The organism is Paenibacillus sp. VTT E-133291, assembly GCF_002264395.1.
Lineage (GTDB): Bacteria > Bacillota > Bacilli > Paenibacillales > Paenibacillaceae > Paenibacillus_AQ > Paenibacillus_AQ nitricinens.
Genome location: NZ_NFVA01000063.1, coordinates 14,473 through 27,695, shown reverse-complemented (window position 1 = coordinate 27,695; position 13,223 = coordinate 14,473). Strand labels below are relative to the sequence as shown.

Below are 13,223 nucleotides of genomic sequence, written 5' to 3'. Positions count from 1 at the left end.
CTTACTCCCTCTTACAGTAATATCATGCTTTTTTGACGTCTTTCCGGTGGTTTGGTTTTGAATATATTAATTATCGGTTAACGGTACATATTCTTGGCCTATTTCGGCATTCGGTACATATTCTTGTCATTAGCTTTTGACAAGAATATGTACCGTAAAAAAGAAAAACCCGCAATTTATGCGGGTTCTATGCGGAACACATTCTTGTCATCCGACAGTGTGTCCGGTGTGTCCGGTGTGGACAAGAACTTAGTCCCTTGTAGGACAAGAACTTAGTCCCTTTGCCGACAAAGCCCCTATTCTGGCCATAAAAAAACAACTCAACTGGAGCAGTTTTCAATAATCATGCTTCTTTATATAAGAACTTACGTAATTAATCAGTTCATAATTTTTTGGATAATCAATGGATATCCGTGCTGGTACATAGGATTTCATTTTTGAAATAGCTTTCTTTTTTCTTAAGCTATGATTGGGGCATTGATATTCAGTGATTCTTGTGTTGATTGTATTCTCATAATACATCTTAAAGTTTATACTTTCAGCGCTCTTACCTTTAACCTCTTGGTACTTAAAAGCCATTTTGAAGTTAGCTTTTGTGCTGATGTGAGAATTTATAAGAACTTTATCTTTAAGACATAATCTACATTCTTGAAGCATTCGTGCCCCAGCTCCCTGCCGGCATGCCTTAATGGTCTATATATTTGGCACAGGCCCCTCAAAAAAAATAACAGAACCCTTAACTTAAAGCACTTTAAGGGTTCTGTTTATTATTTTATTTATTTGACATATTTAATTGCATACTTGTCAAGAAGCATTTCGGATTTGTTCAATTGCTTAATTCCTTCTGCCCCCTTCTTTTCACCTGCATTGAATTTGGACCAATTTATTTTGGTCGTCTTCAAGCTGTCCCGCATTATAGTGAACCCTTCCAACTGGAGTTTTGCTCCTGCCAGATAGTAGGTATGTATTTCTTTCAACTCTACATTATTAGCTTTGAGGTTTTTCAACCCGGATACAAATTTAGTATAATTGGGCAATACAGTATTGTTTAAAGTAAGAAAGAGTGTTTTTCTTGTTGAATCGTTCAGGAGTCTATTTTGATTTAACGTAGTTATGGCTTTCTTTTCATAGCTTCCTAATGGCTGCAACTGCTCAATGTAATCTTCAAGATCCTGTAACATAATTTCTTCGTGTGTAGGTTCCTTTATAACTACCGGCTTAGTTGGTTCAGGAATGACTGTATAATCATCCACCACTTGAACATTGAATACATAAGGTTCAAACTTTTCTCCAATATTGACAGTTAAGGTAGCATTCCCTTTATTTATTGCATGAAGTTCAGAAACCCATTGCGTTTTTCGTACGACCTTGACAACATTCTCATCTGAAGAGATTGGAGTGAAGTCATGTTCCGTAACGTCTGCATCGGTCCAGTCAGTGATGGCTATTTCGTATGATTTCCACTCCCCAACTTTTATCTCAGCAGGTTTGGTCACTTTGACAATGTCGGTGATGTTCCGTGCAGCCGCATAAATACTGCCAACCCCGAATACAACCGATACTATAATTGCTAGCATTAGCGAATAAATCCAACTCTTTCGTTTCATATAGCCTTATCCCCGCTTAATTATTAATAGTAAAGCATCTACCAATTTTGCTAAGACATTTCAAGAATAGGTCGCAGGTAGCAAAAGCAGCATATTACTTTCCTCTTATATTATATAACTTAGCAGGAATAATTGTCCTATGTTTTTGGGTTTGCTTCCCGTTTCGGGGCACCCTCTTTAACTGATTCGTTCCATAAATGGAAAAGGGGCAATCATCTTAGTCCGGTTTCCGGCATTGTCATACTCATAAAAGGATTGGTTTTACGTCCGGGTCTATTCTGATCTACTCACACAAATAGCCGTCCGCCAGCAGATTCCTGGCGGACGGCTATTCAGCTTGTTATTTAATGCAATTATATACAATCTGTGCTGCCTCTTCCCGGGTGCGGCAGCCCTTGGGCTCAGCTCCTTACCAAGCCCGTGAGTATTCCCGCTTCTACAAACTGCTTCATTGCTGTCCGGGCATATCAGGCTACCGCACTGACATCTTTGAAGCTGTCGTAGCTCTGACCGTTGCTGCCATCCGGCAGCCGGTTCAACTGCTTCATGATATTATACAGAAAGTCAGCCCGCTTCACCTGGGCCTCAGGTGCAAACACATAGCTGCTTACCCCCTTTACCACCTCTCTCGCCGCCAAGTAGTCAACGGCACCTCAATACCAGTTGCCCGGTGCAACATCATTGAATTTGATTTCGTTATACCCTAAAGCATAATTTGAAAAATGGGAGGTCTGGAAGTTAACCTTTTCGGCTGCTGCATCGTAGCCCCCGTTAACCAACTGAAGGTTTCCTGTCTGATCGCTATAATACACCACAATGGCTTTTGACTTTTCATTTGCTTTTGGCGTATAAGGTACACTGATCTTAACTATTTCACCGTTGAATGCTGTAATTTCAGCATTTCCGGCTGTTACAGAGAAGTTTACAACCGGTCTGTCTCCAAGCTTGCTCCGGGCTTTGTCCGGCAAGCTTAATGAAGCAAGGATTGTGCTATCCTCTGCTGCATTTCCAATAGCAGCTACTGCGTTGGACGTAAAGGTAATAGCAGCAATGCCTGTATTCAGCTTCAGCTCTGCCCTGGCGGCTTCGGCTTGCTTGACCTTGCGGACCAGATCACTGATTACAGTGGAATCCAACTTGACGATGGCAGCTCCTGCTTCCTTGCCTGCCGTTGCTTGGATCTTCACACTATAAGTAGTGGTGCCGTCAGCAGCAGTCCAGAGGTCACGGCTGCCGGAGTGAGTGACGCTTCTTTGTCTGTGTAAGCATTGATCTGGAAATGTCGAATCGGTTCGCCTCGTCTGAGACAGCCAAGGTGTTTTTGGACACCTAGCCCCCTGCCATACGAGTAAAGAGTATTCAATTAAGCTTCACTAAGGAGAAAGTGTGCGGCTACCTCCCGCGAGGTCGGCAGCTCCAGCACTTGGCTGAACAACGCTTCCTTGTTTCCGAACGCGAGTATAGGCGAGCATTCGACTCCTGTGGCCTGCGTCAAGTCGGTGTAAGACATACATTAGATAATCATCAAATCGGCAATAGTAACATGTTGTTGTCCAATTTCGGAAAAGGGACTATGTTCTTGTCCACCTACAACAAGAACATAGTCCCTTGTAGGACAAGAACTTGGTTCCTTTGCCGAATCCCCCCTTCTAATGCAAAAAAACAACCGGTTAATCACGGTTGTTTACAGTCGTTAAATAGTGTTCTTACAGCAATTTGGTTGGAGTTTAGTCATGTTTTTTTACAAAGGAATCTACATAATCCTTTAAGGCCTTGTTTCTTAGTGCATACTGAAGAGGCAGAATAAATGAGAAACTCTCAGAAGAGTGGTTGTTTAGCAGCATTGTATTCGGATCCCTAATTCGGTCTCTGTGAGGATGTGCACGGTCTTAGTGTTTACATAAATCTTATAAAAATAACGAAAGGTGCCCCAAACAACCATATAATGGCTTTCGGGACACCGCAAGAGAATTAATCAATCTTTTGTTTTAGATATTCATCTAAGTACGATTGGTGAAATGCATCTGTAGGAAGTAATCCTAGAACTTTATATTTCCAGATCGTTCGTTGTTTAGAAGGATTGAAAACAACCTCATCATAATTATAATCGATATTAAACTTACCTGAAGAATCCAAATACATCGTCAGATTTGTCCAAGCTTGATCAAGTGTGCTTCTAGAACCCTCATTTAATTCAACGAAATATTCTTGTAACTCCCTACATAACCGATCATATATAAGTTCATCTACTCCATAAACTTTAGGGATACTATGACTATAAATTAGCTCCTTTTTTGTAGTTGATTCGAAGTAAAAATAGATAATTCTTGAACCAGGTAATATTTCTGCGTAAAGATAAATCTTACTCCACTCATCAGGGATTATTCCTATTAGCTTATTTCCGATAAGTTGATATAGTTCTTCCGTTTTTTTCACTGACATGTTAACCTCCAACTTGATTTAATATAGTTACAATTTCAGGTTCGCCATTGTTAATAGTGTATTTCACATTAAAAGAAGATGGTCTTTGTGACACTCCAGAATATACTGGTTCTATCTTAACATTTACACTTTTGTGATTTTGAAGCGCGTTTCTCCACACTTCCTCCATTTGATACCATTTCCCGCCAGATCCATTAATTTGAGCGTTCATAGCAACCAAATTATCTAAATCTCCAGATCCATTAAATGAAGATGCTATTAAATGTCCACCAACATCTGGATTTTGTAAGTCTCTAATGCGATCTTGTCTACCTGCTATACCTTGAGCATATTCGTTTCTAGTCGCTGAATTTAAAACAAGGCTGCCTTCAACCCTATTAATCCTACCCTTGTTATCAGTAGTATAAGTATAACCGTTTTTTCTATAATAAGCATTCTCGGTTAACACTTTAATTCTACCACTCTTCTTATAATGATCCCCAGTCATCGCGTTCTCAAATGTTGTATCGATTTCGGCAGCTGTCTCAGCCCATTTGGACTCTAGAAAGAATTTATATCTAGCCTGTGCAACTTCATTAGTTCCTTCAATCAGTTGAGCTTGATTAAAATTCATCCGGCCTATGTCAGCAAACTCAAGTTCTATTCTTCCGTTATACCCCGAATAAACATTGGTAATTAGCGAATTCAAGTTACTAGACGTATTTTTTATGGCTGACTTTAGATTACTTATTGAACTTCCGGCATTTTGTAGAATTGTTTTCACTTGAGTTGAGTTATAAACTCTTAATACAGCGCTTCCTGCATAGTTGGTAAATTTCCCAATAACCGGACCTGCTGCTGTAAAACCAGCCGAAAGAACAGCATCTTTTGTACTTCCTGTTACGAAACTAATTATTATATTTCCACTTCCAGCAACAATACCAACTACTGGGAAAACAGAAATTAAATCAAGGCTTTTCTGAAGATCTCTTAATGCATCTGAATTTGTATAAGCAAGATATTCGGTTTCCCATAAAGGGCCCATGGAATTTATAAAAGTATTAATGTCAACCCAACTACCACTTCTATTTCCACCAAAAACGTTAAATTGCGACATACCATCTACTTTATAAAAGATACCTGTCGATTCCGCTCCCCATTGTCTTACATAAATCCCATTATTCTTCTTTCTTTCAAAGTATTTCGCTAATGCGTTCTTAATACTCTGTGGGGTTGCAAAATAGCCCTCTTTATATAAAGTCATATCCATAGGTACTGTGATGTCCTCATAGGTTTTACCTTTGAACGTATCATTAATCCAGGCTCTTATAGTAAGCTGATTGTTTCCAACAAATTGAACTTGCCCCCAACCATTTTTAAATTTATTGATTGATAGGTACGTTCTAATGTGTACCCAGCCTGCTGGAGCTTGTTGAGTTGACGTCTTTTTTCCAGTTGTATCTGTTTTCATATGCTTCGCAGATAATTCAATATTATTGTATGGATTAGATGTTGCAGCCATAGGGCTTATCGCACTTAAGGAATTAAATGTTGAAACTTCAGATAGCGATGTAAAAACTTGCTCATTATCTATTCTTTTTAATTCACCATTTTCTAATGCGATTAAAACTTCTCGCCTCAAATCATCCATCCAACTATCCGGAAGTTTTCGACCATTTAATTTAGAAATATATAAAAGACCTATCGATCTTCCTGCAAAGTTATTATATAAATCCATTACTTTCTGATCTGCTGGATTATTAGGTTCACCCTCTTCATGCGCAGTTCCCCATCTTCCAGCCCAATTATAGCCAACTTCAGGATTAGCGACCATCAGCGCACCCCAATAAGCGTGCCTAAATGCATCGCCATTTCCATTACTTAATTCACTTGTGTCAAACAGATTTTCTGCACGAGCTAATGCTACAGCACCTACAGCCAAAGACCAAAATGCTTTGTTTAAATTTTCCCCCTTTAATGCCAACTCTTGGGGATTCAAACCCCCAGGATCGTAACCACTATCTTCTGTAGCACTAGTTGCACTAGATGTGCTAGTTTGTAGTGTGGACTCATTAATTCTTTCATTAATCTTTAAATTATTATTAACACTTGCTCTTAAGGATTTAATAAATTCGTTTATTTCATTCCCATTAGACTCGGGATGAGTATAAAGATAATCATATAACTCCCCGAGCTTACCATCAAAATCATAATTGGATATGCCTCTCAAACCATAAACATTCTCTGATACTGACAAGGTACTCGTTGAATCATAAACACTTTCCGATACACTTGATAATTGTGCTTTCTTCATAGAAGCAACTGATTTAGGAGTAAGTAATACTTTATTAGATGTTTCTGTTACATCCATTCGTTGCAATAAGTAGCTTGTAGAATACCAGTAATCCATACCTTCTTTTTTATAATCAATGCCTTCCAATAATCCATTGTTGTCACCAGACAAACCAGAAATATTCAAATAAGTTTTATTATTCCGATAAGTCCTTGCATTATAATCACCTTCATTGGTAAATAGTCCATCTACTTTAACCTCTAAATTCTTATTAATATATCCATCAGTAGTAACTTGAATCGCTTGACTAACTTGCGAATTATTCCCTAGAAGATCGACCGCAGTTATTGAGTACGAATAAGTCGAAGAACTATTTAAATCATTGATAGTGTACGTAGTTTCTGTTGACAAATATTCTTTGTTTGTACTTTGATCACGAATAATATATTTACTGATTCCTGAAGTATCAATTGATGGTGACCAACTTAATGTAACACTATTTAACTTAACGTCCTTAAAAATTAAGTTTGTGGGCACAGAAGGAGGAGTAATATCACTAAAATCTATAGTACTGATATTACTTGCAGCCGATATATTATTTGCTGCATCAACTGCTTTTACTTTGAATTTATAGATAGATGGTTTACTAATATTTGAAACTAAGTAATTCGTATTTGAAGTCGATCCAATTAACGTCTCACCATTGTATATGTTATATTGTTTTACACCAATATTGTCTGTCGATGAAGTCCAGGATAAGTATACGTTGGTATTATCGAAACTTTCTGATATTAACTCAGTTGGAGCGCTTGGAGGTTCTGTGTCTGTATCATAATTAATTGTTATTTTGGAAGGCTTGTTTGTTATATAACCGTTGCCTAGAAATACTCTGAGGTCGCTTTGATATATGTTGTGATTATAGGAAGCCAATGCGATGGTCAGCTTGTTCTTAGGTTTATCATAAGCAGTTTTAACTAATTGGGTAACATCCGATTCATAAAGCGTATTTGTTGGGGAAGTAAGAGATAAATGGACCATTTGCCCGGAGATAGTTGTGCTATGCAAGGGTTTGGTTGCCCATGAATAAGTTGCTCCTGGCGTGATATCATTCTCGACATAATAAGGATAGAAATCAAACATAGGTGAAGGATTAGAATTACCTCCGCTTATTGTCATATACCTGATGTAATATAGGGAGAGTGTCGCGCTTTTGACTTTGATATCCTTAGGTAGTTGTGGCAAAGAATAAAGCAGATAGCTTATCGTATTAGCATTATGGGCATTTATGGGATTTCCATAAGGACCTTGCGTACCCCCAATTTGAATGTCATATGGGCTAAAATTCAAGCCGCTGCTATTAACAATAGTAAGTCCGTTCCCCTCCGGTTGAGCAACCACTGAAGGATCGATTGTAACTGGATATTCAAGACCTGAAGCATCCCACTCCACATCCAAATAGGTTTTTAAGCCTTCATAGCGTTCTTTAACGGCAACATCGCGGTATACACCTTTGCTATCTACTAACCAAAGCGGTAATAGGCTAAGATTACCTGCCTTAGACTTGTCCGTTATCTTTCGGGTAATCTCAAAGCTTAGCTTCTTCGGGGAGTCCGGATTCTGTAAAATAATGTTTTCCTTGATCCCCGTTGAGGTCACGATCAACTCCATATCAGTGTTCTTCCAAGCATTATGATAGGTCAACTTACTTCCTGTCGTTTTGTCCAATACTGCCGATGCCGTTTGTGACACATTTAGCGGTTTGATTCGAATTTCATTGCCATCCTTACCAATTCCGTAGCCGTTTACTATTTTTTTCGGAATCTCAACACTAAAGGGGATCTGAGCGGCTATGTAGTTACTTGCCTCTTTTTTAATTCCTTGCGCGTATTCCTTGCTTTTGCTTTTGAACTTGCTCGCAAAATCCTTGGAATAGGTTGTCTTCAAGCTGGTAATCTCCGATTCATCCATAAAACGAGGCAGTATATCTTGGAGGTTTCCCGCATCGTCTTTATAATGAATATCGTCTTTATAGATTTCTGCCTGATAACTGCCGTCTTCGAGAAGATAATGTTTAGAGTTGTGAGTTCTGTTGGATAGAAGCTCCTTTACCTTACGTTTCATGTCTACATTAGGATTGTTGGAGTTCAACTGTACACCAATGTTTGCGCTTACATCTTTTTGCTCACCTTTGCCAACTGTATCGCTTGTTATGTTCGTTTGGGCTAAAGCAGAGAATGTGTTGGCATTTAGAAGAATTAAGACTAAAAGAACTGCAATTTTTTTCCTTGAAAAATTCATAAAAATCCTCCAGTCAAATCATTTTTGATCTATTCGAAATCGATTTCGAATAGATCATTTGTATTATATTGCCAAAAGATCGTTCGTGTCATTAAGAGAAAATGTCGAATATTAAGTGTTTGAACACATTCGTTGCCAAATGTAATATTTTAGCCATAATTGCTATGATACTGTTACATCGAAAAGAGAAGCTGCCGAGTAATGTGGTTAGCCATTCACCTCCTCTCTTTCAGGAGGAAGTATTTTACCGGGATGGCCAACTATTCTTTGGGATTGTAAATGGTGTGTTTGCTGCGCTTCCGATTTTTGCAATGAAGTATAAGCTAAGTCCGGATAATTATATCGTCTATTCCTCGATGATTACCTTTTTTCTTGGCATCGGCTTACTGCTGGGCAGCATTCTCGGTCCTCGTCTCATCGGACGCGCCCTATAAATTTCTTATTTAATTAGACATTTATCAAATCGGCAATAGTACCATGTTCTTGTCCATTTTCGGCAATGGGATCAAGTTCTTGTCCTGAGCAAAGGACAAGAACTTGATCCCATAAAACAGAAAACCCGCGCTGGACGCGAGCTCATATGGGACTATGTTGTTGTCCTCTTACATGTGTCCTGTGTGGACAAGAACTTAGTCCCATTGCCGCCCCCCTATTCTGGCCATACCCTAATGAGTTGGTTTTTTAATAAATGCTTCTTTATAAAAGAACTCACGTAATTAAGTAGTTCATAATTTTTTGAATAATCCGTACAACAGGCTCATTTGGAGAACTAACTCCGGTCGGGTCTGTTCTTCATCAGCTGCTGGTAGACGATGAACATTCTATATCTATTGGACCGGCTTCACCGGCGAACTGAGTGGCCAACTGCACAACGATTTTACAGCTCGTGCACCTTGTCTTATAGATGCACCAAGGCTGGGCTGCTATCCTTCCCCAAAGGTATATTCGAGAGACAAAGACAATTTGTCTTAGGGAGTTATGAGTACGCGCTTCGTATCCTTGTAGCGATCACTGAGCTTGGCCGTCTTCAAATTTAACCCCAATGATTTACTTACGTCTTCAATCAAGCCCCAACTCCGAGGAAGACCGGCACCGTCTAGGTATTCCAAAAAGGGAGTCCTGAACACCCAACTGGAAACAATTTCCACTCCTCGCACTGTGCTTTCCATTAGAAGAGTTCGTCGCAATTCCTTTCTACACCATTTATAGAGACTCAACGGCTTCGTACTCTGTTTATGCTTGATGCCATGCATCAGTTGCTTGAATTAACAGCAGCCGAACCCCGACTTTATCCTTTTCTATTTGAGCCAAAAACGGTTCTTATGCTGGAGGAGAGCAGCTCCTCTGCTAAGAAATTTTCCATTGTGAAACATCAAAAAAAACGCTACGCTATACCGTTTTTTTTTGAATTTCGCTTCAAATTTATGGAACACTTCCTACTTAGTTGAGAAAAAGCGATGCGAAAAGAATATTAAGACTTACCGGTACGCCCGACCCGGATGGCGGCAGCCGTCGTCGTATGAAACGTCTGGTAACGACCACCAAGTCCCCGCGGTTAGCCGATGATAAAAAAAAGGACCATCTGGCCGGCCCCTTTGGCGGCGGTCGCCACACACCGCCCTTCCCTGTTACCTCGCACCGGCTATGCCCGACTTTCTTCCTTTACTCCCAGTACGTGCTACCCTGGTGGCTGCAGCAACCGGATGGGAATTCACCGATGCTGCGACTACCGCCGTCGTCCGGAACGTCTGATACCGCAGCCGCTCAGGCCAAAGAGGTAGGTGACCCTTTCCCCGGCTGCGGCCGGCGAGCAGCCACCGACTCCCATCGCACCATCTGGTTTCCCTTTGCCGATTCCCCCACTTTTTCCGGCATTTAAAATCCACCCATATAAATGACTTGATCAATAACCATGTTTTCTTGCAAAATTAACGAGATGGGTCACTGACTTCGGTCGTTCCACCCACCTATGTGTCCGAAGCAACCAGGTATGCTGTGCACAGCAGCTGGCCACGCCGCCGGCACCGATTTACGCAGCTCACGGTAATTGTAGATTTCCCCGTTAAAAATAGTGATACTTCGCCCGGCTCATTTGTGCATCGGCTGCGAACCTTGAATCCATACGGTTTATTTAGGAAGGGTGTCACTTCAACTCATCCATGAATAGGCTGTTGTAATAAATTGAATAATGGAGGTATCCCAGATGACCTTTGGGAACGAATATCCAAACAGCCAGGCTAATCCATCCGTACACCCTTACTTTACCCGTTACGATCCTTTCCCTTACTCTCATTACTACCATCTCTTCCGTTCAGAAAGCAGTCTGGCAGATCAACCCTCAGACAGCGAAAACACCAAAAAAGAACTTTTAAAAGGTTATATGAACGAAAATGTATGCAGCGGTCAGGGGATTAAGCTAAATACCGGAGGAGAAGTAGGCGGTAAACACGGCATTGGCTTAAATGCTGGCGGGAATTTAGCCTTAGGTAGCATGGGTATGTATGCGGGCGGCCATATGGGCACTCCTTCATATGGAATCCATGCGCAAGGCAATACTCATCTGGACAGCAGCCAGGGTCTAGGGCTCAATGCCGAAGCCCAGGCCTTCGGCAAGTACGGGATTGCGGCTCAGGCAAAAACCCAAATAGGTGGCGGTCAAGAGGCAGGTTTTCATACGGGGGCGCAGGTCGGAGGAGAGTACGGTATGAGTGCTGATACAGAAGGACACTTGGGGTTCACTCAAGGCGCGGGACTGCAAACCCATTTGCAGCTTGGTGGCGAAAATGGTCTCGGCGCCCAGGCCAAGGCACAACTCGGCGGCGGTCAAGGAGCAGGCTTAGGAGTTGCCGGACAGGTAGGCAAATATAATGGAAAGTTAGGATTTAATATTGGCGGCAAGGACAAAGAAACCAAGGAGTAAAAGTTGCCCCAACGTTAAGTATTTAACCTTTCATTAGATATTCATTTAATCGTCAATGCGACTATATACTTGTCCTTGAGGAAATAGTTAATTAATTCCAATCTTATTTGATGAATATCAAATCGGTAATAGGGCCATGTTCCTGTCCATTAACGGCTAAGGGATCAAGTTCTTGTCTGGAGTAAAGGACAAGAACTTGATCCCTTAAATACAAAAACCGCTCGGGGCTCGGGTTCTTATAGGACTATGTTCTTGTCTCCTGACAGTAATAGTTAGTTCGTAACTTCATCCAGCTCCTTCTACAGTCTATATGTCGGTCTTTACTTCCATATACAGCTATTGCGTGGCATAAAAAAACTGTGGTTTTGCATCTTATGATTATTTCATTAATCAACTTAAATAAAGTTCTTCTCTCTACGATTTTTCGAATGTCTGTTTATTTAAAATAAGAACCGCGACTACATATGGTAATTCGGTTCATCGTGAAATGTGTTGCGTACTATTTACTGTTGTCTTTTACTGTGATTGCAAAGTTAATTTTCATGGGAGTTTAACAGTCTGCCGATCCCGAACAAATCGGCTAAGGATGCGAGTTTTTGTCCTCTGACAGTAATAACAAGTAATCGGAAATTTATCTTTACTAAAAAAACTGACCTTCATTAAGAAAGGTCAGCACTGAGTTATTAATTTATTATTTTTTTTATTAATATCATTGAATGTGTAAGTTGAATCAATTGAAGTTGTAATATTCCCATTTCCAATAAGACTATTTTCATAGTCATCTGATCGAAACACTTACTTAAAATTACAAATCAAATGATAAAAACTCAGGTAGTTGTTGTTCACGCTTGTCGAGCATAATCTGATCTGGCTTGATGCCCTGCTCACGCAGTACTTCAATGTTCTGAACGAGGAATTCGTCACTACCGACAATATAGAAAAGTCCATCCTTGTCTGTAGCAAGATTTTTCACTTCTTCATAGTAGTCTTTACGATTATCGACGAACTGTGATGTGAACTTCTTATCAGGAATGGATTCGAAAATATTAGTGAATAAGAAATTTTTTGATGAATCTATGTTCAGGGAATGAATTTGATTGACATTGTCAGCACGTTCGAAATAATCAAGAACAAGAGGTCTGAAAGTAGCCAGTCCGACACCTGATGACAGCAGGTAAACATTTTTATCTTCTCTTTTAAGCGGTAGATTCGAATGAGTTTTGAATATTGCAACTTCATTGCCGACTTTAAGAGTTCTTAAAATCGTTTTAAACTCAGAGCACTGCTCTCTGATTCGTGTTGTGATACCGATTGATTTTTCGTGTGGTAAAGTAGAGATTGACATATGGCGAATCAGGCCACGATTTGGTTTATCTCCGGCATTAAAACCTTCCAGTGCGAAGTGGGTGTGGGATCCTTCTTCCCATGTAAAGTCTTTCGGACAGTCTAGCAGGTACGTTTTAACTTCAGGTGTTTCTTCAATAATCTTATTTATTTTAGTCCAATATATTTGCATTATATATCCCCCACTCAATTATATGTATCGTTCTTAATATACAACAATTGATAATAATTCTCAATCAAAAGGATCGATAACTCGATGATTTGATTCTTTGCAAAGCTACTATTGATGTCATTAAAAGATGGCTTCACCGGATTTCCCGCGCTTCACGCACTTAACTGG

General features: G+C 40.1%; 9 protein-coding genes and 1 pseudogene. 2 read left to right on the top strand and 8 right to left on the bottom strand.

Annotation, left to right across the window (positions count from 1 at the left end; all coding sequences use genetic code 11):
- Nucleotides 1-776: 776 nt before the first annotated feature.
- From CA598_RS21850 to CA598_RS21825, 6 genes and pseudogenes are all read right to left on the bottom strand, one after another.
- Nucleotides 777-1,607, bottom strand: coding sequence for a hypothetical protein (locus CA598_RS21850; RefSeq protein ID WP_094877886.1), 831 nt, complete (start codon nt 1,605-1,607; stop codon nt 777-779).
- A 467-nt stretch (nt 1,608-2,074) separates the two neighbouring features.
- A pseudogene (locus CA598_RS21845) lies at nt 2,075-2,248 on the bottom strand (S-layer homology domain-containing protein); the annotation flags it as partial.
- A gap of 12 nt (nt 2,249-2,260) precedes the next feature.
- Nucleotides 2,261-2,794 carry a hypothetical protein gene (locus tag CA598_RS21840; RefSeq protein ID WP_094877884.1) on the bottom strand — a complete coding sequence of 178 codons (534 nt, stop codon included), beginning with the start codon at nt 2,792-2,794 and terminating at the stop codon, nt 2,261-2,263.
- Between the two features lie 176 nt (nt 2,795-2,970).
- Nucleotides 2,971-3,117: a hypothetical protein gene (locus CA598_RS32740; protein WP_218832617.1), complete on the bottom strand. Its 147-nt coding sequence runs from the start codon at nt 3,115-3,117 to the stop codon at nt 2,971-2,973.
- 461 nt (nt 3,118-3,578) lie between these two features.
- Nucleotides 3,579-4,049: an immunity protein YezG family protein gene (locus CA598_RS21830; RefSeq protein WP_094877883.1), complete on the bottom strand. Its 471-nt coding sequence runs from the start codon at nt 4,047-4,049 to the stop codon at nt 3,579-3,581.
- 1 nt (nt 4,050) lies between these two features.
- Complete coding sequence (locus CA598_RS21825) at nt 4,051-8,619, bottom strand: DNA/RNA non-specific endonuclease (RefSeq protein ID WP_094877882.1); 4,569 nt, start codon at nt 8,617-8,619, stop codon at nt 4,051-4,053.
- Between the two features lie 101 nt (nt 8,620-8,720).
- Here CA598_RS21825 and CA598_RS33055 point away from each other — a divergent pair, with 101 nt between their 5' ends.
- Nucleotides 8,721-9,053, top strand: coding sequence for a hypothetical protein (locus CA598_RS33055; protein WP_256990588.1), 333 nt, complete (start codon nt 8,721-8,723; stop codon nt 9,051-9,053).
- 1,194 nt (nt 9,054-10,247) lie between these two features.
- Here the strand turns inward: CA598_RS33055 and CA598_RS32010 are convergent.
- Nucleotides 10,248-10,526, bottom strand: a complete 279-nt coding sequence (locus CA598_RS32010; protein WP_143812436.1) for a hypothetical protein — start codon at nt 10,524-10,526, stop codon at nt 10,248-10,250.
- A gap of 296 nt (nt 10,527-10,822) precedes the next feature.
- Between CA598_RS32010 and CA598_RS21810 the strand changes: the two genes are divergently transcribed.
- The gene (locus CA598_RS21810) at nt 10,823-11,539 is read left to right on the top strand and encodes a hypothetical protein (RefSeq protein ID WP_094877880.1); all 717 of its coding nucleotides are present in this window, start codon (nt 10,823-10,825) and stop codon (nt 11,537-11,539) included.
- Nucleotides 11,540-12,344: 805 nt separating this feature from the next.
- Here the strand turns inward: CA598_RS21810 and CA598_RS21805 are convergent.
- Complete coding sequence (locus CA598_RS21805; RefSeq protein ID WP_094877879.1) at nt 12,345-13,055, bottom strand: dihydropteridine reductase; 711 nt, start codon at nt 13,053-13,055, stop codon at nt 12,345-12,347.
- Between the last annotated feature and the right edge of the window lie 168 nt (nt 13,056-13,223).